The sequence below is a fragment of the Allobaculum sp. Allo2 genome (genome assembly GCF_022701175.1).
Taxonomy (GTDB): Bacteria; Bacillota_I; Bacilli_A; order Erysipelotrichales; family Erysipelotrichaceae; genus Allobaculum; species Allobaculum fili.
This window is the reverse complement of record NZ_CP078088.1, coordinates 2,290,455-2,313,623: the sequence shown is the minus strand read 5'-3', so window position 1 is coordinate 2,313,623 and position 23,169 is coordinate 2,290,455. Positions and strand designations below refer to the sequence as shown.

Annotated in this window: 24 protein-coding genes, 1 tRNA gene and 3 pseudogenes; 24 read left to right on the top strand and 4 right to left on the bottom strand. The window is 50.1% G+C overall.

Annotated elements, in window-relative coordinates; translation table 11 throughout:
• Window positions 1-356 precede the first annotated feature (356 nt).
• The 10 genes and pseudogenes from KWG61_RS13255 to KWG61_RS13215 all read left to right on the top strand — a co-directional run bounded on the left by KWG61_RS13255 (window position 357) and on the right by KWG61_RS13215 (window position 9,036).
• Complete coding sequence (locus KWG61_RS13255; protein WP_230266797.1) at window positions 357-1,529, top strand: hypothetical protein; 1,173 nt, start codon at window positions 357-359, stop codon at window positions 1,527-1,529.
• A gap of 186 nt (window positions 1,530-1,715) precedes the next feature.
• Window positions 1,716-1,791: transfer RNA gene (locus KWG61_RS13250), tRNA-Thr, on the top strand.
• A 711-nt stretch (window positions 1,792-2,502) separates the two neighbouring features.
• The gene (locus KWG61_RS13245) at window positions 2,503-3,150 is read left to right on the top strand and encodes a hypothetical protein (RefSeq protein WP_242744251.1); all 648 of its coding nucleotides are present in this window, start codon (window positions 2,503-2,505) and stop codon (window positions 3,148-3,150) included.
• A complete protein-coding gene (locus KWG61_RS17800) occupies window positions 3,095-3,643 on the top strand; it encodes a M23 family metallopeptidase (protein ID WP_367614394.1) in 549 nt (182 codons plus the stop codon). Before KWG61_RS13245 ends, KWG61_RS17800 begins: the two co-directional genes overlap by 56 nt.
• 287 nt (window positions 3,644-3,930) lie before the next feature.
• On the top strand, window positions 3,931-4,704 hold the full coding sequence (locus tag KWG61_RS13240) for an RsmB/NOP family class I SAM-dependent RNA methyltransferase (RefSeq protein WP_242744249.1): 774 nt from the start codon (window positions 3,931-3,933) through the stop codon (window positions 4,702-4,704).
• A 286-nt stretch (window positions 4,705-4,990) separates the two neighbouring features.
• A complete protein-coding gene (locus KWG61_RS13235) occupies window positions 4,991-5,392 on the top strand; it encodes a hypothetical protein (protein WP_242744247.1) in 402 nt (133 codons plus the stop codon).
• 663 nt (window positions 5,393-6,055) lie between these two features.
• Window positions 6,056-6,259 (top strand): hypothetical protein, encoded by a 204-nt coding sequence (locus tag KWG61_RS13230; protein WP_242744246.1) that lies wholly within the window; start codon window positions 6,056-6,058, stop codon window positions 6,257-6,259.
• Window positions 6,256-6,996 carry a YitT family protein gene (locus KWG61_RS13225; RefSeq protein ID WP_367614393.1) on the top strand — a complete coding sequence of 247 codons (741 nt, stop codon included), beginning with the start codon at window positions 6,256-6,258 and terminating at the stop codon, window positions 6,994-6,996. Before KWG61_RS13230 ends, KWG61_RS13225 begins: the two co-directional genes overlap by 4 nt.
• Before the next feature lie 188 nt (window positions 6,997-7,184).
• Window positions 7,185-8,320 (top strand): annotated as a pseudogene (nagA, locus tag KWG61_RS13220) (N-acetylglucosamine-6-phosphate deacetylase).
• Window positions 8,320-9,036: a hypothetical protein gene (locus tag KWG61_RS13215; RefSeq protein WP_230266791.1), complete on the top strand. Its 717-nt coding sequence runs from the start codon at window positions 8,320-8,322 to the stop codon at window positions 9,034-9,036. Before nagA ends, KWG61_RS13215 begins: the two are co-directional and overlap by 1 nt.
• A gap of 250 nt (window positions 9,037-9,286) precedes the next feature.
• Here KWG61_RS13215 and KWG61_RS13210 read toward each other — a convergent pair whose 3' ends face one another.
• Window positions 9,287-9,538 carry a hypothetical protein gene (locus KWG61_RS13210; protein ID WP_242744245.1) on the bottom strand — a complete coding sequence of 84 codons (252 nt, stop codon included), beginning with the start codon at window positions 9,536-9,538 and terminating at the stop codon, window positions 9,287-9,289.
• 23 nt (window positions 9,539-9,561) lie between these two features.
• On the bottom strand, window positions 9,562-10,203 hold the full coding sequence (locus KWG61_RS13205) for a leucine-rich repeat domain-containing protein (protein ID WP_242744244.1): 642 nt from the start codon (window positions 10,201-10,203) through the stop codon (window positions 9,562-9,564).
• A 37-nt stretch (window positions 10,204-10,240) separates the two neighbouring features.
• Between KWG61_RS13205 and KWG61_RS13200 the strand changes: the two genes are divergently transcribed.
• The 3 genes and pseudogenes from KWG61_RS13200 to KWG61_RS13190 all read left to right on the top strand — a co-directional run bounded on the left by KWG61_RS13200 (window position 10,241) and on the right by KWG61_RS13190 (window position 14,323).
• On the top strand, window positions 10,241-10,705 hold the full coding sequence (locus KWG61_RS13200; RefSeq protein WP_242744243.1) for a hypothetical protein: 465 nt from the start codon (window positions 10,241-10,243) through the stop codon (window positions 10,703-10,705).
• Between the two features lie 214 nt (window positions 10,706-10,919).
• Window positions 10,920-13,537, top strand: a pseudogene (locus KWG61_RS13195) (ATP-dependent Clp protease ATP-binding subunit).
• Between the two features lie 3 nt (window positions 13,538-13,540).
• Window positions 13,541-14,323: pseudogene (locus tag KWG61_RS13190) on the top strand (NAD-dependent protein deacylase).
• 388 nt (window positions 14,324-14,711) lie between these two features.
• Here the strand turns inward: KWG61_RS13190 and KWG61_RS13185 are convergent.
• Together KWG61_RS13185 and KWG61_RS13180 are read right to left on the bottom strand one after the other, a co-directional pair.
• Window positions 14,712-14,906, bottom strand: coding sequence for a helix-turn-helix domain-containing protein (locus KWG61_RS13185; RefSeq protein WP_242744242.1), 195 nt, complete (start codon window positions 14,904-14,906; stop codon window positions 14,712-14,714).
• Window positions 14,907-15,122: 216 nt separating this feature from the next.
• Window positions 15,123-15,875, bottom strand: coding sequence for a YbjN domain-containing protein (locus tag KWG61_RS13180; protein WP_242744241.1), 753 nt, complete (start codon window positions 15,873-15,875; stop codon window positions 15,123-15,125).
• 694 nt (window positions 15,876-16,569) lie between these two features.
• On the opposite strand from KWG61_RS13180, the gene KWG61_RS17795 reads away from it, so the two are divergent.
• From KWG61_RS17795 to KWG61_RS13130, 11 genes are all read left to right on the top strand, one after another.
• Complete coding sequence (locus KWG61_RS17795; protein ID WP_367614392.1) at window positions 16,570-16,761, top strand: zinc-ribbon domain-containing protein; 192 nt, start codon at window positions 16,570-16,572, stop codon at window positions 16,759-16,761.
• A 39-nt stretch (window positions 16,762-16,800) separates the two neighbouring features.
• A complete protein-coding gene (locus tag KWG61_RS13175; RefSeq protein ID WP_242744239.1) occupies window positions 16,801-17,793 on the top strand; it encodes a lipopolysaccharide assembly protein LapB in 993 nt (330 codons plus the stop codon).
• Between the two features lie 342 nt (window positions 17,794-18,135).
• Window positions 18,136-18,324, top strand: coding sequence for a hypothetical protein (locus KWG61_RS13170; protein ID WP_242744237.1), 189 nt, complete (start codon window positions 18,136-18,138; stop codon window positions 18,322-18,324).
• A complete protein-coding gene (locus KWG61_RS13165; RefSeq protein ID WP_242744236.1) occupies window positions 18,306-18,506 on the top strand; it encodes a hypothetical protein in 201 nt (66 codons plus the stop codon). Before KWG61_RS13170 ends, KWG61_RS13165 begins: the two co-directional genes overlap by 19 nt.
• A 264-nt stretch (window positions 18,507-18,770) precedes the next feature.
• Window positions 18,771-18,953 (top strand): hypothetical protein, encoded by a 183-nt coding sequence (locus KWG61_RS13160; protein WP_242744234.1) that lies wholly within the window; start codon window positions 18,771-18,773, stop codon window positions 18,951-18,953.
• 11 nt (window positions 18,954-18,964) lie between these two features.
• A complete protein-coding gene (locus KWG61_RS13155; protein ID WP_242744232.1) occupies window positions 18,965-19,219 on the top strand; it encodes a protein kinase in 255 nt (84 codons plus the stop codon).
• An 8-nt stretch (window positions 19,220-19,227) separates the two neighbouring features.
• Window positions 19,228-20,736 (top strand): tetratricopeptide repeat protein, encoded by a 1,509-nt coding sequence (locus KWG61_RS13150; RefSeq protein WP_242744230.1) that lies wholly within the window; start codon window positions 19,228-19,230, stop codon window positions 20,734-20,736.
• Between the two features lie 19 nt (window positions 20,737-20,755).
• The gene (locus tag KWG61_RS13145) at window positions 20,756-20,947 is read left to right on the top strand and encodes a hypothetical protein (protein WP_242744228.1); all 192 of its coding nucleotides are present in this window, start codon (window positions 20,756-20,758) and stop codon (window positions 20,945-20,947) included.
• Between the two features lie 146 nt (window positions 20,948-21,093).
• The gene (locus tag KWG61_RS13140) at window positions 21,094-21,885 is read left to right on the top strand and encodes an FHA domain-containing protein (RefSeq protein WP_242744226.1); all 792 of its coding nucleotides are present in this window, start codon (window positions 21,094-21,096) and stop codon (window positions 21,883-21,885) included.
• Window positions 21,886-21,928: 43 nt separating this feature from the next.
• Entirely contained in the window at window positions 21,929-22,924 is a 996-nt protein-coding gene (locus tag KWG61_RS13135) for a hypothetical protein (RefSeq protein WP_242744223.1), read from the top strand.
• A complete protein-coding gene (locus tag KWG61_RS13130; RefSeq protein ID WP_242744221.1) occupies window positions 22,924-23,166 on the top strand; it encodes a hypothetical protein in 243 nt (80 codons plus the stop codon). Before KWG61_RS13135 ends, KWG61_RS13130 begins: the two co-directional genes overlap by 1 nt.
• Window positions 23,167-23,169: the final 3 nt, after the last annotated feature.

Genomic DNA, 23,169 nt, shown 5'->3' with positions numbered 1-23,169 from the left:
TGCCAATCGGCCGAACCGTCAAATCCGGATGAGCGGATCGCCCGAAAAAGACTGAAATTTATGGATTTAATGAATAAAACAATGAACAAAAGTTGACTTTGATAACGGATTCGAAAATGTAGGAATTCAGGACTTTTTTCATGCACGATCCAAAAGGGCTGGTAAAATATAGGCTCTTTGTTACCAGAAAACTGACTTTCCCGAACTTTAGTTTCGTCTTGCCAGACGGCCGTAAATCAAAAGGGCCTTTCGTATTTTGAAAAGATAAGGAAGACAGCCTTTGTATTTTGGTGCAGCAGGATGGGGGAAGCCGGCGGTATTGTGTGTTACAGTTAGAACGCAGGAGGTGTATGGGTATGTCCGATTCAGAACAGAATAAAAACCAGACTCCCGAAAATCCGGATTCTTCCTTTCCAAAGGATCAAAATGAAATTGATGATTATACGCAGAAACTGCTCGATAAGCAGGTAGAATATCTTCTCTTTCCCGAAGACGACAGCGATGTAACGACGTCGTCTCTCGAAGGAACCATGTCCGAAGAACAGCGGCGTGTTGCGGAAGAAACGATGCTTTCGGCGCTCGATCAGCTGCGCAAGGAACGCGGTCAGGTCAGTATCGAAGAAGAAGAAAACCAGTTTGCCCGCTCGCATCCCTCTTCCAGACCAAACAAAAAGCGCCATTCCAAAGGAAAGGCACAGGCTTCGAAAGGGGAAGATCTGGAGCCGAGCCGCTATGAAGTTAAGAAAGATACGAAAGAGGAAGGCGCTGCGAAAAAGCCGGCCTCAGCCGTTCCGTTTTATAAGACGACCAAATTCAAGGTCATCCTTGCCGCCGTCATCGTGCTTGGCGTTCTCTTTGGCGCTTATGCCTGGAAAGTCACCGTATATGATCCGGCCCATGTAGCCAGCGTCGATCAGGACGCAGCCTACAAGCGGCTTGTGAACTATGCGGATGAATTCTCGATGATGTCGGATGCCCAGAAGCGAAATCTGGTCAATCTCGAAAACGACTACAACTCGCTCCCGGCGGCCAAGAAAACGGAAATCGATGAGTACTTCCTTAATCCAAAGCACACCGGCAAATCCTTTACGGATCTGCTTGCGGAAATGAAGGACAATACACTTTCCGTGGATAATCCGGAATTTGCGGATCTGCTTTCGTTCGCCCAGGGCTTTAACGCGGCAGACGAAGCAACGCGCGCCACCATTGTGGATAAAATCGACGTCTTTAACGCGCTCGAAGAAGATGCGCGCAACAAAATCGATGAAGCCATGAAAGTCACCACCGGCAAAACGTTTACTCAGGTGTATAACGACTACGTATCGGGACAGCCGATCAGCGAAAATCCTTCTGATCCAGCTGCACAGCCCGCAGACAATACGGATGCCCTTCAGGCACAGCTCGATTCCCTGCGTACAGACCGGGACAATTACGCGCAGTTTCTGGCCGAAGAAGGTCTGAGTACCGATGACATTCTTCAGCAGTACGATGCCCAGATCGCCGACCTCCAAAGCCAGCTTGGTCAGTAGAAGCCGACAGAACAGACAAGATAATACAGAGATGAATGAATACGAAGGATCAAAACGGATGGTTTCCGCAGAGATCCTTCTTTTTTGATGCCCGGCTCCTCCAGAAGTCCCGAGCAGATCGTTCCTTTAGGAAGGAATTGAAATTTTCGTTTTGATTCTGAAATTCCTGTGCTACAATAGCAGGGCGCCGACGTAGCACAGCTGGTAGTGCAACGCACTCGTAACGCGTAGGTCGTAGGTTCAAGTCCTATCGTCGGCACCACTTTGAAACCATCAGGCAGCTTTCCATTGCGGAGAGCTGCCTTTTCTTTATGTCGGAAATGATTTTGTGCAGGTTTGCGGTTCGTATAACCGGGCATGAAAACACGAATCCATAAGTCGCATCCAAAGCGATCCATTTTTAAGAGATATAAGAGATACAGGAACTCCAGCCTGAACAATTTTCTTTCCAGACGCTCCAAGACGGTTTCAAAACAGAAAATCCGGAACCCAGCTCCTGTATCTGGACCGATTTTTCTGCAGGCGTTTCGGAAAAAGAAATCTGCCTTCTGATGGCTGGGGCCATCAGCCTTGGTCCGTGCGGAGAATGGCTGCCAAAAGAAGCGGTCAGCCGGCCGTTTTGACAGCCGCTCAATCTCTTGCGACAGATCAAAACTGCTCCGCCCTAGGATCTTCTCTGGAAAAAGCTTCGCCTTGAACTCCGAACAATTAGAAACTGCAGGCAATCCGGATGAGGACCCATTGAATAATCCATCGGAGGGTCCCGCAAAAATGCAGAAGCAGAGAATTCTCTCGCTTCCGAAGATTTCGATCTGCCTTCTCAGCTGGTTCTGCGTCTTTTGCGCGGTTTGCGTGAAGACCTTTTGAAAAACTGCGGCGAAATGAGGAAGGGCTGAAACGGATCGAAAAGAAAGTACAGGCGCTCAATCGCCGACAGGAAGAACAGAACCGTCTGGAAAACATCCAGAACGAAATGCGTGAGCAGACGATCCGTCTGCGCAGGCTGGATCGTCTGTTTCAGTCTTTACAGGAACGCCTCGCACCTGCGCAGCCGGAAAATCATGAAGAAGCGATAGAGGAAGCTCTGCTTCATACGGCAGGCAGTCAGATTCAGCTTCCGGCTTCGCGTCCTTCTGTTTTAGACGAACAGGTTTCCATTTCGAATAATTCGGTCTCTATAACGAAGCGAGAAGCATCTTCTGGTGAACGGAACGATGCAGGCGATTTAAACGAGCCGCAGCTCGAGTCCTCTTCATCTTCCGCTTTGCTGCCGGATCCAGCAGCCGAATCATCTCAAACAGACCAGACCGAAAGCCGAGAGAAAGCTCCCCGCCAATACAAAGACGACTTTGATCCGAGCAGACTAAAGACTCCGATCGACGGATCTGGAGGAATGGCTGGATGGAGTCTTCCAAATTCTTCTGTTCCGCTCGCCAGAGAAAACGAGGCAGTTCCCCATAAGAAAGCACAGCCTGTGCTGGAGCCGTCTGCTGCGTCTGCCCAGAGTCAAAAAATATGGAGGGCGGATTTTCCAGAGCCTGCCCGGCTTACGACTATGAAGATGAATTTCTCAAAGACCATGGCGACAGCCTTCGCCTTCAAATGCCTGCCAAAGGCGTAATCTCTGCCGGGACCTGGGCGTATCCTTCTGGACAGATGCATCTGGGCATGGATCTGGCTTTGAATATGTATACGCCAATTTATGCGCCGACCGACGGCGTGATTGTGTACGCCAATGCCCCTGTGGGAGACAGCGGCGGGTATCTGGGAAACTGGATAGGCTATCCAGCCGGAGCGGGGAATTCGCTCTGTATGATCGGGATCACCGAAGACGGTCTTTTGGAATTACCTTTGCCCACCTCTCATCGAACCTTTACGTTCGTGCCGGTCAGCAGGTCCGTCAGGGAGACCTTCTGGCCAAATCGGGCAATACGGGAAATTCCACCGGTCCGCATACCCATATCGAGCTGTTTCGAATCAAAAGCTCGTTTGAAGACGTCGCGTCTTACTTTTCCTCTACGGCGGATTTTGCGTTTGGCTGCGGCTGGAACGCACCGGCGACGTGCTCCAGATACGCCTGCCGCGTCCGGCCGGAACAGTATTTTTCCCGCTAAAGGAAATCTATAGACTGTCAGAAATCTGAACACGGAGGCCATCTGAAAACGAAGGCCTTTCTTGTCGTTTAAAAGATAAAAAGTCATTTAAAATGAACGAAGCTATGGGCTCGATACAATGAGGACAGGAAGAGCAGCGCGCATATTTCGAGTAAATTCACAATTATTTGACAAACTCGAAGATTTATTTCACTTTGTTCAAGGATTGAAGACAAATACAGCGCGTATTCGGTTTATACGCCGTACGCATTTTTGTCCAATTGCTTCAGGAAAGGAGAGATCGTCCTATGGAACAGCTTGAATCCTTATATGAAAAACGAATGCGAACTTTACTGGGTGACGAATTTGATGCCTACCAGAACAGTCTTTCGACTCCGCTTTATCAGGGACTTCGCATCAGTTCCTCCAAGCAGGATCCACAGATCACCCGGAAAAATCTGCCGTTTCTTTCGGAGGTGTCGCCGTTTGCGGATCATACCTGGTACATCCATCAGAAAGCGGGACTAACGCCGGAACACTTGCAGGGGCTGATTTACCTGCAGGAACCGTCCGCTTCCGGTGCCGTTTCCATTTTGAATGTGCAGCCGGACGATACCGTTCTCGATTTGTGCGCCGCGCCCGGAAGCAAGAGCACGCAGATCGCGGAGAAACTTGGCAGGAACGGATTTCTCGTTTCCAATGAGATCGATCCGAAACGAGCGCAGATTCTGGCTGGCAATCTGGAACGCATGGGCGCGGAAAACGTCTGTGTGACCAATATGGACAGTCCGTCGATCTGCTCGCAGACGGAAGGTCTGTTTGACAAAGTTCTGGTCGATGCGCCGTGCTCGGGCGAGGGCATGATGAAAAAGCATGAAATCGCCCGCGACGACTGGTCGATCGAAAACGTTCTGCTTTGCGCGGCCAGACAGAAGGACATCCTGAAAGAAGCCTGGAAGGCGCTTAAACCTGGCGGCGAACTCGTCTATTCCACCTGCACGTATGCGCCAGAGGAAAACGAGGGAATGTCGCCTGGCTTCTTTCCACGTTTGAAGATGCAAAACTTCTTCCGGTCGATGTGATCTGGGGAAGAGAAGGCTTTGCGACAAATGGACTGGATGCTTCGAAAGCCGCTCTGGTTCGCCGCGTCTTTCCCATGGATGGCGGGGAAGGCCACTTTATGGCGCGCTTTATGAAAACGGGCGAGTCCGAAGAAAGTGCTGAACCAGTCAGCAGCTCTCGAAAAAGGGGAAAGGGTCAAAGGGCCTCTGGCTCTCTGCAGACAAGCTGCCTAAGGAAGCCGCTTCCTTTCTGGATGAACAGCTAGAAGCCGATGAGCGCGGCGTATGCGGCTATTCGTTTTATCACGTGATCGAGCGAAAAGACGAAAGTCTGGTCTTTGGGATGAATCATCCGTTTCTGAATCTGAAAAAGGGAAAGGTGATTCGTCAGGGCGTTTTAATCGGCAGCGTGCTGCGCAAACGCTTTGAACCGGATTTCGCCTTTTATCTGAGTGAAACGGCCGCCCGTCATCTGAAAACGAAAACGGAAACCTTGCTCGAAGAAATGGATGCATATTACCATGGTCAGCAGCTTCCGCTTCAGGCGCCTGCCGGCTTTCGCGCGCTGTGCTATCAGGGCATTCCTTACGGCTTTGGAAAAAGCTCAGCCGGCCGTATTACCAACAAGCTTCCCAAAGGCCTTCGGCTTCTGCCGGGTTCCGCCATTTTAAAAGGCGGCAAAACGGAAGACGATCCAGCAAAGGCGTAAAACGCGAGAAAATCTGGACAGCCGGCGGTTTTGAGGTGCGTCACAAACCGCATACAGACTGCTCAGAAAAGATTCAGAACAGCCGGCGAACCCCTCCGGCAAGCTTTCCAGTTGCAGTGAGTGAACGGACGTCAGAAGGCGGAAATTCAGAACGATCTTTTTCTTCTTTTCTGAGCAAGCCATTCGAATATGGAAGGCTTTCTCAAAAACCGAAGGAAGAGGAGAGTACAAAAAACCCGAAGCTGAGCTGGTTCGCTTCCAAAAAGCACGTCAGAATACAGGCTTTTCCATTGCAAAATACAGACGGACGAAAACGCGTCCAATGTTTGAACGACTAGTCCTTTCCCCCAAAGACATCGCCTTTTTGGTCAGAAAACGAGCGGCGCGGTTAGAGGGTCAGCCCGTTTGAAAGAGCCAAAACCCTGACTTAAGATTTAAATACTTATTAAATAAGATGAGTTGCTTAACTGAACAAGGAATTTATGATTCCTGCCTTCGTTTTGGTTTTGTGCAGTTCTGAGGATTTCATCCATGCACAGACGATGGGTTCCCAGAACGCCCCAAAAATCGAAACGAAAAACCGTCAGAGACAGGAGACGGTCTTGGTCTGGTAACAAACAAGAAAAATTCTGTCGATAAGAAAAGAAACAGAGGTATACCAACGTGAATTCATCCCCCAACCAAAACGGCACGCTGCAGTCCGATCCTGTTATGCCAAAAGATGCAAAACATCTTGAACCCAAAAAGAAAAAGATATTTACAAAGCACAAAGCGTATCAGTATTTTCTGCTGATCGTCGGCAGCATTCTTTTTCCAATTGGCGTCAACGTCTTTATTTCCCCTGGAAATTCAATACGGGCGGCCTGATCGGTATCGCCCAGATCGCTTCGCAGATAATCTGCGGTTCCGTAAAGCTGTCCGGTCTTTTTAACACCCTGATGAACATCCCGCTGTTCATCCTGGCCTGGAAAGCCTTAAGCAAGAGCTTCCTTTTCAAAACGATTCTTTCCATTCTGATTCAGTCGACTCTGCTTTCTTTCTTAAGCGTTCCAACAACCCCGATCTTCGCGGATCCGCTCACCAACGTTATCTTTGGTGCGATCCTTGGCGGTCTTGGCATCGGTCTTTGCCTGCAGTCTGCGGGCAGCGCAGGCGGTCTGGATATTCTCGGCGTCTATTTCTCGGTAACCAAACCCGGATTCTCCGTCGGCAAGATTTCCTACATCGTTAACGCGTTCGTTGAACTGTTCGCCATTTCGATCTACGGTCTGGAAAACGCTCTGTATTCCACGCTGTTCATCGTCATCATGTACTTTGTCAGCGACCAGGTACACCTGCAGAACATTTCGATGACAGCTATGATCATTACCTCGAACCCCGAACTGAAACACGTTATTCTCGATCGAATCCACCGCGGCGTAACCTGGTGGAAAGGCAACGGCGCCTATACCGGCGACGACAAGGAAATTCTTCTCTGCGTCATGAACCGCTACGAAGTCCGTTACATGAAAAAGCTGATTCAGGAATACGATCCGAAAGCTTTCCTTCTGCTCAACCGGACCAAGGCAGCCCTTGGAAATTACGAACGCCGGTTAATGGAATAATCCTGTTTTTGAAAGCTGTAGCGAATCAAATGCTTGTTTATCGTTTTTGACAAATTTGTAATTATTAACATTTACAAGGGCAGAAACTGGATAAAATAAATGGTGATCATTGTCAAAGGGCAGCCGGACGACTGCCTTTTGACTCCATACAAGGATCCAGCAGAACTGGATCACGGAGGAAACATTTTATGATTATTCAAAGCCGTAGAGTATGGGTCGTTGATACTTTCATGCCATGCCAGATCAAGACGAATGGCGAAAAGATTGAAGCGATTCTCCCTTACGAAACCCTGCCTGTTGACGAAGACTATGGCGATCTGCGCATCGTTCCTGGCTTCATCGATCAGCATACCCATGGCGCCTATGGATGGGACACCAATGACGCTACGGAAGAAGGCCTGCGCAACTGGATGAAGAACATCGTTCGCGAAGGCGTTACCGGCATCCTGCCGACAACCATCACCCAGTCTGAAGAAGTTCTGACGGCTGCGGTTAAGAACGTCGCCAAAGTCGTACGCGAAGGCTACGAAGGCGCTGAAATTCTCGGTATCCATTTCGAAGGTCCGTACCTTGATCAGGTGTATAAGGGCGCTCAGCCGGAACAATACTGCGTAAAACCGGACGTAGAACAGTTCAAGCGCTACTACGAAGCTTCCGATCATCTGATCAAGCTGATCACCATGGCCACCGAACATGACTGCGACTATGAACTGACTCACTTCTGCGTGGATCACGGCATTGTAGTCAGCCAGGGTCACTCCGGAGCCACCTATGAACAGGCACTGCTTGGCGTAGCCAACGGCGCGATGTCCATGACGCATGTCTACAACGGCATGACCAAATTCCATCACAGAGAACCAGGACTGGTCGGTGCAGCGTTCCGCTTCAGTGACGTATACGGCGAACTGATCTGTGACGGAAACCATTCCACAAAGAAGCGATCTTCGACTTCTACAAAGCCAAAGGTCCAAACTTCGCCATCATGGTTACTGACTCCCTGATGGTTAAATCTCTGCCGACTGGAACTAAGGTTCTCTTTGGCGGAAACGAAATCGAACTGATGCCGGACGGATCCGCTCACCTGACATCCACAGGCGGACTTGCCGGTTCCACACTGAACGTAAACAAAGGTCTGAAAGTTCTTGAAGAAGCCGGGGTTCCATGGCTTTCCGCCATCAACTCCGTAACGATCAACCCGGCTACTCTGCTTGGCGTCAACGATCGCAAAGGCTCCATCCAGGCCGGAAAGGACGCTGACCTCGTCGTTCTCGATCCGAACTACGACGTAGTCATGACCTACACCAAAGGAAAGAAGGCATTCTAGTGAAGTATTACCTGCAGACCATCGATCCCGCTGAATTTCTCGAAGTCAATCAGGCGATTACCCTGAGCGGTGTCTATACCGAACCCATGGATTTTTCAAGATCGAATAAAAACGTCAAGGAGACGCTGAATTCGCTTCTTGAAGTCATGAGCGAAAGCCAGAATATCCTGCTCTATTCAATCGCTCCCAGCTTCCGCAGCATTCTTGAAGAGGGAAGACACCTGCAGGCATTCTCACCGCGTCTGATTCCCGTGGTCACTGCGGATTCCCAGGGCTACATGACCCTCAAAGCCGCGCATACGCTTCATATTCCGACAGCCTGCGGCCGAATCTTTACCCTCGAACAGGCGATGGCCTCCATGCATAACCAGGCGTGGCTGACCATTCTGGATCTTGAAAAGATTTCCCGCTTTGCACCAATTGAAGGCCTCGTTGAAGACGTCCTCAATACGGCTGGTGCCTATTCGCCCAACGAAGACTATGATCCTGATCGCGTTCTGGTCGTCGTTTCCGATTCCAGTCAGTTCCATATGGCCATTCAGGCCGGCGCCCAGAATATCTGCGCTCCGAAAAGCGTCTTCGATCAGATGCTGTATTCGCCTCTGACCAAGTCCGAATCCGTGGCAGCCAGAGATGAATGGATCGTCACCTATGCCCGCATGGAAGTTCTGGATGATGACCAATCCAGCGATGACGAAGAGGAAAATCTCGGCTGATCCGATTATTAAGCAAAACCAGATAGAAGCCCGCTCTAAAAGCGAGAATTCATAAAAACTGCGAGGATCTTCTAAGTAAGTTGCCTCGCTTTTCTTATATCGTCTTTCGTCTATCGTCTTTCGTCAAAATCGTTGAAAAACTGAGCAGAAGAAAAAAGTCCGCCCTTTTCAGAAGCAGAGAAAACGGGGATCATCGAATAAATGATCCCCGCAGCGGATTTATAGATTTATGGAAAGAATGAAACGATCTTCAGCTGTTTAACGGAATGTCTTTCGCGTAAACGCGGACGTTATGATCGGCGTTGACGTGGGAAAGCTGTTCGCACTCCCGCAGATCAATTTCCTTAAGGTCGTTTCTGGAGGCGTTGAGACTGACCAGAGAAATGCAGTCGTTAATGTTCAGCTGCGTAATCTGGTTATCGGAGCAGTTGAGATGGGCGAGATCCGGGCAGTCGAGAATGTTCAGCGTCTTCAGATGATTGTGCTGGCATTTGAGGTACATGAGCCAGGGACAGTCGTTTACGGTCAGCTTTTCGAGATCGTTGCTGGAGCAGTCGATTTTTCGAGTTCTTCAAAGGTAACAATTTCCAGTTCATGAAGCTGGTTGTTCGAGCAGTCAAAATCGATGAGATCCTGCCATGGGTAAACGGTCAGCTCCTTGAGCTGATTATCGGAACAGTTGAATTCGGTAAGGTTTTCGAGGTTGCCTGGATCCAGAGAAGAAAGAAGGTTGCTGGAGCAGTCGAGAACCTGCAGATTCAGACAGCTTTTTACATCGAGTTCCGTCAGAAGGTTTTCGGAGCAGAAGAGTTCTTTTAATGCGGGGCTGGATTTGAATACGAGAGACTGCAGACGGCCGCAGCGGCAGTCGAGCTTGCGCAGACGGGAGCATCCATCGACGAAAAGCTGACGCAGCGGATTGGCGTACACGCGGACTTTTTCAATGTTGGGGCAGGCACGCAGATCCAGTCCGCGCAGGCGGTTTTCCTGACACGATAAAGACGTGAGCGCCGGCACTTCACTTAAGTTCAGAGAGGTTAACCGGTTTTCCCGGCAGGAAAGCTTGCGCAGGTGTTCATGTGAACCGAGGGTGAGCTCGGTGAGGTAATTGCCATCGCAGTTGAGATTTTCCAGATAAACGAGGCTGGAAATATCGAGCGCTTTCAAAAATTGAGGCTGACGTCGAGCTTTTGAGATAGCGGAAATGTTCAATGCCTTCCAGACTGTCAATAAAAAGGGAGGAGAGGTCGAGGTTTTCGATCCGGGAAAGAATATCGAGACTCAGAACATCGCCTTCCTTCAGCTTGCACTGCTTGCAGACGGCTTTTCGAAACTGAGCGTCCGGGAAAAATTGGGAATCGAGTCGAATGATTGTTTTGTTGTCGGAAATGGGCATGTCTATTCTCCAGACTGTGAAATATTATGGAATTTAAATTTTAATGGAAGAGCGAATGACGTGCAGGATCATCTCTGGAAAGCGCAGTCTGAACAAAAGAAAACATTCGCAGCCGGGACTAAAATTGAATTCTGGTCAGCGGTTTATCTAAGCCAAATACGTCCAGAAAAAAAGAAACCGGGCTTGAAGGCATTACTTCTGGGGAATGGGCTTCCATCGGATCGAGCAGAACTCGCTAAGATCACTGTAGTCTTTAAAAAGAAGAGGTTATGAGGCTTTGCCCGAATAGAAATACGGTCAATGTGCTTTTAAACGATGCCAGGCCTGTACACAATGCTGAAACTGACGAGCTAGAGGAAGCGTTTCAGTGTACAGGACGGGCTTAGGCGGTCTGCATTGCGGAGTGATAAATGTTTTAGGCATCCTCGAAATGGGAATGAAGTCCTGCGCCTATAATGAGGATGTTAGATAGACAAGGAGGGAAAGTATGGAATTTGATAAGATGTCCGAGAATCTTCAGAAGATCCTGGTTGAAGCCATGAATGATGCGAAAGCAAAATCTCATGCCAGCGTGGATACGATTGATGTTCTCGAGGCGATGTTCAAAGACGGTACTCTCAAAGGCCTGTTTGATCGGCTGAATGTGAATCCGCAGACTGCTCTTTCCGTAATCCGTGAAGAAGAAAAGAATATCGTTAAATCCAGCTCCGCGAACATCAACCTGAGCAATGAAGTTCAGAAGTCCATCGAGACCGCGTCCAAATGGGCAGCGGAACACGAAGAGACCTACCTCAGTACGGCTACGCTCTGGATTGCTCTGATGTTCAACAAGTCGTATATCTCCCGCAAGCTGGTTCAGATTTTCAACCTGACCGAGCAGCAGTGCTACCAGGCTGAACTGGAACGCCGCGGAGGACGTAAAATGGATACCCCGAATTCTGAAGAAAACCTTGAAGCCCTGAAAAATATGGACGCGACCTGGTCGCTGAAGTACGCGAAGGCAAAATTGATCCAATCATTGGACGTGATGATGAGATCCGCCGGATGATGCAGATCCTTTCACGTAAAACCAAAAACAACCCGGTTCTGATTGGTGAACCAGGCGTTGGTAAAACGGCTGTTGTTGAAGGACTCGCATGGCGTATTTTCAAGGATGATGTTCCAGAATCTCTGAAAGACAAGAAACTGATCGAACTGGATATGGGATCTCTGATCGCCGGCGCGAAATACCGCGGCGAATTTGAGGAACGACTGAAAGCCATTCTGGATGAAGTCAAACAGTCTCAGGGTCAGATCATTCTGTTTATTGATGAAATTCATAACCTGGTCGGCGCCGGCAAGACCGAAGGTTCCATGGATGCAGCCAACCTGCTCAAGCCAATGCTGGCACGCGGCGAACTGCACATGATTGGTGCCACCACCTTTAACGAATACCGCAAATACATCGAAAAGGATGCGGCTCTCGAACGCCGTTTCCAGCAGGTTCAGGTCAAGGAACCAAACGTAGAAGATACCATTTCCATTCTGCGCGGTTTGAAAGACCGTTTTGAATCCTACCATGGCGTACACATCAACGACGATTCGCTCGTTGCTGCCGCCGCGCTTTCCGATCGTTACATTACCGACCGTTTCCTGCCGGATAAAGCCATCGACCTGGTCGACGAAGCCTGTGCGACGCTGAAAGTCGAAATGGAATCCATGCCGCAGGAACTCGACGAACTGCAGCGTAAGATCATGCTTCTCCAGATTGAGAAAACGTCTCTGATGGATGAAGACGATAAGAAAGCCGCGGAACGCCGTAAAGAAATTGAAGAAGAAATGGGCCGTCTGCAATCCAAGCGTGATGAACTCTACTCCAAGTGGGAAGACGAAAAGCGTGAAATTGAACTCGCAAAAGAAGACAAGCAGGCCCTTGAAAAGCCAAGCTCGATCTGGAAACTGCCCAGAACGAAGCCCGCTACGAAGATGCAGCCAAACTGCGCTACGCAACAATTCCTGAGCTCGAAGCCCGCATTGCTGCCCGTCAGGGAGAAGAAGCCGGTGAAGATGCTCTGATTCAGGAAACCGTCAACGAAGAAATGATCGCCAAGATTATTTCCCGCTGGACCGGCGTAGAAGTCAGCCGTCTGGTTGAGAGCGAACGCAAGAAACTGCTCAATCTCCAGAACGAAATGGAAAAACGCGTTGTCGGCCAGGATCATGCGATCAATCTGGTTGTCGATGCCATCCTTCGTTCCAAAGCGCAGATTCAGGATGAAAACCGGCCGATCGGTTCCTTCCTGTTCCTCGGTCCTACCGGCGTAGGTAAAACCGAAGTCGCCAAGACGCTGGCACAGCAGCTGTTCGATGATGAACGTCATATCGTACGAATCGACATGTCGGAATATATGGAGAAACACGCTGTGAGCCGTCTGATCGGAGCGCCTCCTGGATACGTTGGACACGAAGAAGGCGGTCAGCTGACCGAAGCCGTTCGTCGTAATCCGTACTCGATCGTCCTCTTTGATGAGGTAGAAAAAGCCCATCCGGATGTCTTCAACGTTCTGCTGCAGATCCTCGATGACGGCCGTATCACCGACTCCAAGGGGTTACCGTCGACTTCAAGAATACGATTATCATTCTGACGTCCAACCTCGGCGCTCAGTATGCGTTTGAGTATGCCAAGGAACCGGAAATTCTCCATGAGAAATACATGGAAGAAGTTAAGAAGCACTTCCGTCCAGAATTCATCAACCGTATTGATGACATCGTGGTCTTCAACGCACTCGATGACAAAGCCTTCATCAAGATCGCGCACAAGTTCGTCGGCGAACTCGAACATCGTCTGGCTGAAAAAATATTCGCCTGCATGTCAGCGACAAAGCCTACGACAAGATCGCCGAAAACGGCGTAGACCCTGTCTTTGGTGCTCGTCCAATGAAGCGTTACATTCAGCGTTATCTCGAAACGGACATCGCCCGTAAGATGATTGAAGAAGGCATCATGAACGACGCCGATATCTATGTAGATATCAAAGACGGAAAATTCACCGTCGGCATCATTAAAAAGAAGACTAGATTTATAATCAGACCGGGAGAGATTTTCTTCCGGTCTTTTTCAGCCTGACGGCTGCCCAGGCAGGAAAATAAAGGAGTAAAGCCATATGACGCTTACAGATATTCTTCGCGATTCCAGCAATATTGTCTTTTTGGCGGAGCCGGCGTTTCGACCGAAAGCAATATTCCAGATTTCCGTTCTCCGACGGGTCTCTATGGAGAGAAAAAGGAAAACAAGTATCCCTATCCAGCGGAAACGATGCTTTCCCATTCGTTTTTGTCCGTCACCCCAAGGAATTTTTCAATTTCTACTTCAATGAAATGATTTATCTCGACGCCGTTCCAAACGCCGCGCATTACGCGCTGGCGGATCTGGAAAAAGATGGGCAAGCTGAAAGCCGTAATTACCCAGAACATTGACGGTCTGCATCAGAAAGCCGGATCGCTCAACGTGCTGGAACTGCACGGATCCGTTCTGCGCAACTACTGTACGAAAGACCATACGTTTTTCACGCTCGAAGAAACGATGAAAAACCGCGATCAGGACGGCATTCCAAGAGATCCGAAAGACGGCGCCATCATTAAACCGGATGTCGTTCTGTATGAAGAATCCCTGGACGGCAGCGTTCTGAACCAGGCGGTTTCGGCTATCGCTCAGGCTGACTGCATGATCGTTGGCGGTACCAGCCTTCAGGTTTACCCGGCAGCCGGACTTCTGCAGTATTTCCGCGGCCGCTACCTTGTTCTGATCAACCGGGACAGCACCCCGTATGACAATCAGGCGGATCTGGTCATTCACGATTCCATCGGCAAAGTTCTCGGCGAAGCCGTAAAGGAACTCAAAGCCGAAGAATAGGACAGAACTGGAAGGAAGACCGTTTCCAGCCCGGTTTCTTCGTTCCTGTTGAATCTCTGATAAACACGAAAGCCGCAGTTGGACACACGATCGATGTGTCGGACTGCGGCTTTTTCGCGAAGCGTAAAGCTATAAATTTGCGAAGCTAGAAATTATGGATCCAGATGGATCCGGATTCTTCTGTCTGTTTTGGATAAAGAACAGGATCTGGCAGGAAAAGGTCACAGCGTCAGCTGCACATAATCCTTCGGATCGGACGCCACTTCAAGCAGCCGCTTGACCAGAATCTGCACGGTGACCTGATCCTCATGGGAAAGCTTTCGATAGTCTTCAACGAGCATCTGTTCATCAATCGAAAGAATCAGAGGGGAAGCGTCTCCCGGATCGGTCAGTCCCAGAATGTAATAAATGGAGACGTCAAAATAGCGGGCAAGCTCTTCGAGCTTTTTCTGGGGATGTTCTTGATGCGGTTGGTCTCGTATTTGGAAATGGAAGTCGGGTTGACGCCGACGGCTGCCGCGACTTCTTCAAGAGTTTTCTTGCGCTGAATTCGAATGTATTTAAGACGGTCACCAATTGTCATATGTATAATTCCTTGCTTTAAGTATAGCGTAAAAAGCAAGATATTCTGTAAATCTTTCCTCAAAAGACAGATCCAGACGGACAGGACATCCGAAAACAGACAAGGTACAGCTTTTGAGCTGTACCTTGCATGGTTTTGTGGTATTTGAGCGTCACCAGATCAGAAAGCCTCAGACGAGAAAAATACCTTCTGGATCCGTCTGGTTTGCGGATGGGTTCAGCCGATCCGGCCTCTTACTCCCCGCTGAACTCGCGAAGCGTGTCCATGATCGTTTCCAGAATCTTTGTAGGGGGCAGATCGAGTGTTTCCGCAACCAGATCGATGACGGTTTCCGGGTCCGCGGTTTCCCCTTCGGGGATTCGCCGCCAAAGAGCTGATAAAGATGTTCAAAGAAGTTTTCTGTCGGCTGCATCTCGAGCGCCTCGATGATTTTCGCGCGCAGCCGGCGGATCGGGGAATCGCTGTGGACGGAAACGGATTCCGTTTCGTCTTTTCGTCATCCAATTCTTCGTCTTCGGATTCCTGACCGAATCCATAGACGATCTTCGCCATATCCTTTCCATAGACGTCGAAGGCGGCGATGGACATGTGGATCGCGTCATCGAGCACGTCTGGATTTACGGTACTGTTTTCCAGGTTGATGTACGTTTTGTAGCGGATTTCTCCATCGCGCAAATCCATTTCGAAGTTTCCGTTGCGCAGCCCGTAGTTGGCATTCGTCTGAAGAACAGCCAGTTTCGTCATCATTTTGCGATCGCTGTCATCCCCGCGGAAGGGAGCGATCATGTACATGGTGAGGGTATGATCGCACAGCCGGATCGCGAAATCGTAGGCTCTGAATTTGGACTTCGGCACAAGCATGGAGAAGCGGATCAGGCCGTCGTTCGTGTCGTCGAATTTGTGGATGCCGATTTCTTCAAACGCATCCAGAACCCATTTATGGGTTTCTTCTGCATAGTCGTAATGCATAATGTATTTCCTCCTTTTTCCCTGAGAAACCAGGAACGGAACGCGAATTCGATTCCTTCGCTTCTCAGCGATAAAGAGAAGCGATCGGGGGAACCGAACCTGTATCTGGTTTTCAGTATAGAAGTACGAGAAAACTGAATTTTGGAGGGGTAAAAATTCTGCTCTGAGCTCAAACAGAAGAGATCTTCAAAGACGAACCCTTTCTTTGGAGAGGATCCGGGCGCTTTTGGAAGGCGCTCTTTTTGCAGGACCAAACCGGAAATTCTGTTCCGAAAAAGGCCGGCGCTGTGAGAGCCAGAGAAACCGAAGAAAGAATTACACCCGGATCGGCCAATCGGACGGTCGGAACGCGAGCGGATGATCCAGGGCATGCGAGAGAATGGAAAACTTACGACACAAAAACTGCGCAGATTGGGCAAAAACAAGTTCGAAAGCCGACAGAATCACCCCTTCTTTTGGGAAACGAAGAAAGGCAGTAAATTTTAATTACGATTATATCTAGATCGAATTCGAGCCTTTCCTATACATCACAGCGGAGGAAAGGCTCGGAGTGTCCTAACAAATCAACCGGCACAAAGAACGGTTAAAGATAAAGCACGCATTTCCTGGCGAACCTTCGCAAGGCTTGAAGGCAGACCGGGAAACGGCGGTTTCTACGGTAGTGAAAAGAGAAGAAAAGGCAGGAAGAACCCATATGAAATGTCCAAAATGCAAAGCAGAAATTCCAGACGGCATGAAGTTCTGCATGAACTGCGGAGCACCGGCTCCCGAAAGAAAGGCGGCCTTTCCAAAGGCGCCAAAAAGGAATCTTAATTGGATGCACGGCTGCAGTCGTCGCTGCCGGGGTAGGCCTTGGCAGCTGGATGGGCCGGTCGATGAATTCTGAAACTCCTATGAAGCAGCGATTGCGGCTGCAGAAAAATATATGGAAACTCAGGATTACGACAAAGCGGAAGAAGCGCTTCTGGAAGCCAAGAAAATTGATCCGAAACGATCCGATACGTACGAACAGCTCTATTCTCTGTATTCGAATCAGGGCGACGAAGAACAGCTCATCGGGCTCGTAGAAGAAGCGCAGACCGTTCTGGATCAGCAGGAAAACGATACGTTTACCCAAAACGTGAACGAGATGGCCGAAGCGGGTCAGGCCGTACCGATCGAAGAAGTCATGAATGCGGCTGCCGATACGATTCAGTACAGCAAGCATATGAATGAGGCGATGGATTCCCTTGAACAGGCGGATGTGGCGACCGCTGTCCGTCTTCTGAATTCCGCAATTGAAATCAATCCCGCCCGATCCGACGCCTACCTGCTTCTTTATCAGGTCCTGATCGAAAGCGGAGATGTGATTGAAGCCCAGCAGGTCGTTGCGGATGCGCATGCCAGTCTGCCGGACAGTGAGCAGGAAGAGTTTGATACGCAGCTCGCCAATGTAACCAGACCGGAAGAAGACGGAAAAACCGATCCGGGATGGACGAAAGTTGCGGATTTAGGTCCGCTCGATTTTACCCCGATTGAAATTGGCGAACAGGGCTGGCTGATCGCCGCCGACGGCGTTTACGGCTTTGTGACCCCGCAGGGAAAAGTTACCCGTACGGATCGAAAGCTCAGCTGCGAGATTCTGCTGAAAAATTCGCAGGCGAAAATTCCGGAAAGCATCCAGTCTGTTTCACTGCGCGCGGACGATCAGGGCAAACAGTACGAAATTACAAAAGATCTGCATGAAGCAAAAGCTGTGCCCGTCAAGAAAGAGGAAAAGCCCTCTTCCGCGAAGAAGGAAGAAAGCCGGCTGCAGCCGACAAGAATGAAAAACGGCTGCAGAAAAGACGACGCATTACGCGCTCAACGAAAAGCTCGAACTTATCGTAGTCGGAAACACTTCGGAAAAAATTGCTTCCCAGGAAGCACCGATTGCTAAGGAGAACAACGACGCGTCCGATTCCGATCCATCTGCTGCCGATGCCGCTCAGGATGGAAAAGCGGATCCGAATGCGGGAGCAGACGATACAAAAAAGGCGTCCGGCGAAACCTCTGCGAATGAAAAACTGTAAATGAGAAAGCGGCCATCCAGCAGCCTGCCGCACCGATTCTGGTTCGCGTCGAGAAAAAGGCCGCTTCCGATGAGAAGGCACCCGCTGCAAAGGACAAAGCGAAAGAGGATGTCTACTATATTTACAATCCGGTAAACCGGAAAGCCTACGGTCCATACGATGCAAAACAGATTCCCTGTTTTGCACTGATCGAACGCGAAGTTCCCGCCATGAGCATAGTGAATACGGAAAACTATGCTCTGGGCCCCTTCTTAGCGCTGAACACAGATCGGACGTTCACGATCATTTCCGCAGACGGAAAGAAATCCAAAGAGGGAATCCTGGACGTTTCCAGACCCGGTCTGCATGGAATCGGAACGTATTCCAAAAAGGATTTGAAATGCTGGACGGCAGTCTGAAAGTCGAATACGCCGGAGAGTTTGAAGACGGCGGCTGGATGATTCGCAGCGTTGCGCCGGTAAAAATCAACGGGAAATGGAAACTGGTTCGCTTTGACCAGAATGAAAACGCTGGGGTTAATGCCATTTCAGAAGCGGAAGAAAAACGCAGACTCCGGATGAAAAAGACAGCGCAGAACTGAAAGCAAAGGAAGAAAAATCGCAGGACCAGAAAAAGAAGACGAGCCTTCACAGGCTCCAGCGGAAGCTGCTGACGGTGTGAAAAAGAAAAAGCTTAAGCCGGCCAGTAAACGCTTAAGCAGGGAATAAAAGCTAAAGCAGAAAACGAGGACAGAAGTCTGCGTGTACGCAGCCCGTTCCTTTCCATTGGAATCGAACAGGCAAAACCATACGCGCGCAGGCGTCTATCCTTGCAGACAGAGAGAAAAAGGGAAGCAGGGAAGACTATGACATCAGCGGAACTTTCGAAAATGTATCAGATCAAAGGAAGAATCGGGAGCGGAACAGGCGGCCTGGTGATTCTGGCCTATCAGATCAACCTGAGGCGGTATGTCGTTTTAAAGCAGATTCTTAACCCCTCGATCGATGAGGAAGCCAACCGCATGGAAGCCAACCTGCTGAAAAACTGAAAAGCCGGTATTTGCCGGCCGTCTACGATTACCTCGAAGTCGACGGGAAGTTTTTCACCGTCATGGAATTTATTGACGGGCGCTCGCTCGAAAAGATTCTGGAAAGCGGCGAAAACTTTGGACTGCTGCAGCTGCGGCAGATGGGGATGGATATTGCCTCTGCCTTAAGCGAACTCCATCGTCAGGAAAAGCCGATTCTTCATCTGGACGTAAAGCCGGCCAACATCATGATTCGAAAAATGGAGACGCGGTTCTTATTGATCTGAACGCGTCGATGGAAGGAAACAGCGCGGAAGGCATCGGCGGAACGCCAGACTACTGCTCTCCCGAACAGAAACGGGTGTTTGAACAGTTCCAGGCACACGGATCCATGCCCGGCTTTCGCGCGCTCAGCCCGCGCAGCGACATTTACTCGCTGGGAGTCACCCTCTATCACGCGGCTATGGGAAAAATTTATACCCCGGAAGATCCGCAATGGGACGGGCTGGCCGCGAAAACTTCAGAAGAGTTTATGGAAATTCTGAAAAAGGCGCTCGCGCAAAAGCCGGAAGATCGCTACGAATCCGCGGAGCAGATGAAGGAAGATCTGTCGGTGATGGAAGAATCCAGCAGCCGCATTCGCAAATGGCGAAAGACCGTCAAAACGCTGAAAACCCTCTGTACTGCCGGGCTGGTGTTCTTTATCGCGCTCGGCGCGTTCTCGGTCTACCTGATCGTGCAGGATGGAAAAGATCAGTATGACCATCTCACGACGGCCATGACCGAACAGATTCGAAACGGACAGTATGCCCAGGCGCAGGAAACGTATCAGAAAGCCAAGGAAGTCAGCTCCTCCAAAGGCTATGCGGACCTGCTGCGCTCGGACATGCTGATCGCGCAGGGAAAATATGCGGAAAATGAACAGTATCTGGCGGATACCGTTTTGCAGATGGATGACATTACCAAAAATTCGAACTATCTCGCGCAGGCGCTGAAAAACCTGGCTGAGTCGCAGTTTGCGCTTGGCGAGTATGAACCGGCTGCGCAAAATTACGCTTCAGCCTACGAATTACAGGAAGACGACGCCGCACTGGCGCGCGATTACGCCATCACGCTGGCGTATCTTGGAAACTTCGATCAGGCGAATACCGTTCTGGAACAGGCACAGGCTGGCGGACTGACGTCTGGCGATCTGGTCCTTGCCCAGAGCGAGATCCAGCATGCGATGGGCAATACCGCGCAGGCGATCGAACAGCTTGAAGCGCTGAAAATGGAGACAGCCGATCCGGCTATGCAGTATCAGATTTACTGCCGCCTTCCGGACTGGAAAATGGAAGTCGGCGAGTATGAAAAAGCAGCCGGCCTTTTAGAAGAAGCGATCGAAAAACTGCCCGAGGCGTATGGATTAAGAATGCGTCAGCGGCTGATTCGCGTCTATTCGCGCCTGGCTTCAAATTCGCCAGACAAGAAGTATCTCCAGAAGGAGGCGGATCTTCTTCAGGAAATTGTGAATCAGAACTATGCCTCGTATCAGGATCTGAACAATCTGGCCGTAGTAAACCAGAAACTCGGCCGCTTTGATGAAGTGGAAAAAACATTGCCCGCATGGAAGAAGTACAGCCCGGTCATTACAACAATGCGAAACGCCGCGCGTTCCTGGAACTCGATCGACAGCTGGCGGCGCCGGTTACGGCCCGGGAGTTCCACACCTTTGATCAGTATTATCAGCAGGCTTTCGCGCAGTACGACAGCTCGACTGGAGATACCGAGATGGATCTGCTCGAAACCCAGCATGAAGAAGTAGAAAACGGAGGATGGCTCGAATGAACAAAACCATCGGAATCATCTGCCTGGGAATTGCCATTGTCGGCGTTGTGATCTGTCTGGCCGTTCTGATTTATCTGAACAATGTCAAAGAGAAAAAGAACAGCAGATTCTTCAGGCGATTCACGAAGAATACCGGGCGAAAAGCTGACCAGTTCCGCCAGCCTCATGCGCCAGCCGTCTCAGGGTGAACCTGCGCTTAACGCTAAGCTCGGCAGGCCATAAAGACGGTTTTGCCGGATGGCGTCGACGTACCGACGTGTTTTTCTGTGCAGAAGCCGAGGCAGGCAGGACAGGACAGGGAAAAATCGGGAAGATTTAGTTAGGAAGTGATTGTATGGGTCGAGAACAGGGACTCTCTTTAAAACAGGTACCAGAATGCTCCAGAAATCTGTACTTCATTCATGAAGGGCAGCTGATCACGGTCAAATCTCTGTCCCAGTACCCCATCGGACGAAGTCGCATCTGGCTTTCGGATCGATACAGCTTCATCAACCTCTGGTTTGAACGCAACGAAAAGGAGCAGAGAATTTCCATTTTTGGAAACGGGCGGCTGAAAGCCTGGGATCAGACGCAGCCGCAGACGAGTCTGGATCTTCAGAATCTGGAAGCCTTTGAAATTGAATTCGGTTCGATTCGGCTGCAGGTTCTGCTGATCGAGGATGCGGAAGATACCGTTTTGATGAAAAACTTTCTCCTGCCGCGCACCGGTCAGATTCACATCGGCCGAATGTCAGAAAACGACATTCAAATCGATAATCCGCTCGTCTCCCGTCTGCATGCGACGATCGATCTTTCCTCGGAGGGCATGCATCTGCGCGATGAGCACAGTTCGTTTGGAACGCGCGTAAACGGCGAATTTGTTTCGCTGCGTTCGCTTCAGGCCGGCGACCGTCTGGAATTTCCAGGCTGTCTGATTGTCGTCGGATTAGGCTTTTTATCGATCCAGAGCCTGACCGAACATACGGTCGTGCGCTCCCTGACGCCTCTGACGGACCCCATTCAGTTAAAGGAATGGTCTTCTCTTCCCAAACCAAGGGAAAGCATCCCGTTTTTCGCAAGCCGCGCGAACGTGCGTTTCATTTTGATCCCGTCAAAATTACCGTCGACCTGCCGCCCCTTTCCATGAGCGCCAACAAGATTCCTCTGCTGCTGCGCTTGGCGGCCCGGCTGTGTTTTCCGGAATGAGTGCGCTCAATGGAAACTTCACGTCTCTGATCAGTTCGGTCATGTTTCCCATGCTGACTTCGAAGTTTACCGAGAAAGAACGAAAAGAATACGAAAACCGCCGGTATGTTCGCTACAACGAATATCTCAGTGAAATCCAGAATCAGATTGAAACGGTTCAGGCGATGGAACTGCAGGACCTCAACGAAAACAATCCGTCGGAAGACGATCTGTTCCGCTTTCTGCCCAGCCGTAGACGGCTGTGGGAAAGAAGACCGGTTCATCAGGACTTTCTGCGTCTGCGCATCGGCAAAGGAAAAGTTCCGCTCAAAAGTGAAATTCAGTATCCATCCCGATCGTTTGGCGTCGATGAAGATTCTCTGGCCCTCAAAATGTACGGGCTCGTCGAACAGGATTACGCCTTGACGGATGCGCCGATCACAGTCGATTTTATCGAGGATTACATTTGCGGCGTGCGCGGCAGCCTGCAGAGAAAGCTCTCCTTGTTTTACCGGCTCCTGTTTCAGATCTGCTACTTGCATGCGTCGGAAGAGCTGAAAATCATTCTGGTCATGGACCGCGATATGCTGGAGGAAAATCCGTTTTTAAAATTTCTGCCCCACATCTGGGATGACCGGCAGGAGTTTCGCTGGATTATTACCAGCGAAGCCGATGCAGCCGAAGCATCCAAGCGTCTGAGTGAACGAGTGGAAGAAGCGCAGAAAAGGAAGGCCGCCGCGAACAGGTTCTGGAAAACCCGCCGTACTATCTGGTCTTCTCCTTTTCGCAGGAACTGCTTGAATCCGCAAAATCGCTCTGGACAGCAGTCACGGCCGGACACAACCTTGGCTTCAGCATTTTCAGCTTTTCGACCATCCTGCCTAAGGAGTGTACGAAAGTCTTTTCTCTCGAAGAGGGAGGCATTCATATTTTGCAGCTGGAACATCAGGAAAAGCCGGATCTGTTCTGTCTGGACGCTTCGATTTCCAGAAACGCTCTGATGAAGGCGTTCAGCGAAATTTCCAATATCCGCCGTCCCAAAGAGAAAAAGGAAGAAGAACTGCCGGCGATGCTGACCTTTCTGGAAATGTACAAAGCCGGCCGTATTGAACATCTCGATATTGAACAGCGCTGGAAAGATTCCAACCCGATGAAAACGCTGGCTGCACCAGTCGGTGTCCATCCCGACGGGTCTTTGTTTGAGCTGGATATTCATGAAAAAAGCATGGCCCGCATGGCCTGATCG

Excerpts from the sequence above, each read along its gene's own strand:
- KWG61_RS13165 (WP_242744236.1), top strand. The coding sequence starts at position 18,306 with ATGCTGGACGGCAGTCTGAAAGTCGAATACGCCGGAGAGTTTGAAGAC.
- KWG61_RS13180 (WP_242744241.1), bottom strand. The coding sequence starts at position 15,875 with ATGCATTACGACTATGCAGAAGAAACCCATAAATGGGTTCTGGATGCG.
- KWG61_RS13160 (WP_242744234.1), top strand. The coding sequence starts at position 18,771 with ATGACATCAGCGGAACTTTCGAAAATGTATCAGATCAAAGGAAGAATC.
- KWG61_RS13245 (WP_242744251.1), top strand. The coding sequence starts at position 2,503 with ATGCGTGAGCAGACGATCCGTCTGCGCAGGCTGGATCGTCTGTTTCAG.
- KWG61_RS13150 (WP_242744230.1), top strand. The coding sequence starts at position 19,228 with ATGGAAGGAAACAGCGCGGAAGGCATCGGCGGAACGCCAGACTACTGC.
- KWG61_RS13200 (WP_242744243.1), top strand. The coding sequence starts at position 10,241 with ATGTTCAATGCCTTCCAGACTGTCAATAAAAAGGGAGGAGAGGTCGAG.
- KWG61_RS13140 (WP_242744226.1), top strand. The coding sequence starts at position 21,094 with ATGGGTCGAGAACAGGGACTCTCTTTAAAACAGGTACCAGAATGCTCC.
- KWG61_RS13255 (WP_230266797.1), top strand. The coding sequence starts at position 357 with ATGTCCGATTCAGAACAGAATAAAAACCAGACTCCCGAAAATCCGGAT.
- KWG61_RS17795 (WP_367614392.1), top strand. The coding sequence starts at position 16,570 with ATGAAATGTCCAAAATGCAAAGCAGAAATTCCAGACGGCATGAAGTTC.
- KWG61_RS13185 (WP_242744242.1), bottom strand. The coding sequence starts at position 14,906 with ATGACAATTGGTGACCGTCTTAAATACATTCGAATTCAGCGCAAGAAA.
- KWG61_RS13170 (WP_242744237.1), top strand. The coding sequence starts at position 18,136 with ATGAGCATAGTGAATACGGAAAACTATGCTCTGGGCCCCTTCTTAGCG.
- KWG61_RS13130 (WP_242744221.1), top strand. The coding sequence starts at position 22,924 with ATGAAGGCGTTCAGCGAAATTTCCAATATCCGCCGTCCCAAAGAGAAA.
- KWG61_RS13175 (WP_242744239.1), top strand. The coding sequence starts at position 16,801 with ATGGAAACTCAGGATTACGACAAAGCGGAAGAAGCGCTTCTGGAAGCC.
- KWG61_RS13210 (WP_242744245.1), bottom strand. The coding sequence starts at position 9,538 with ATGTACCTCAAATGCCAGCACAATCATCTGAAGACGCTGAACATTCTC.
- KWG61_RS13240 (WP_242744249.1), top strand. The coding sequence starts at position 3,931 with ATGGAACAGCTTGAATCCTTATATGAAAAACGAATGCGAACTTTACTG.
- KWG61_RS13145 (WP_242744228.1), top strand. The coding sequence starts at position 20,756 with ATGAACAAAACCATCGGAATCATCTGCCTGGGAATTGCCATTGTCGGC.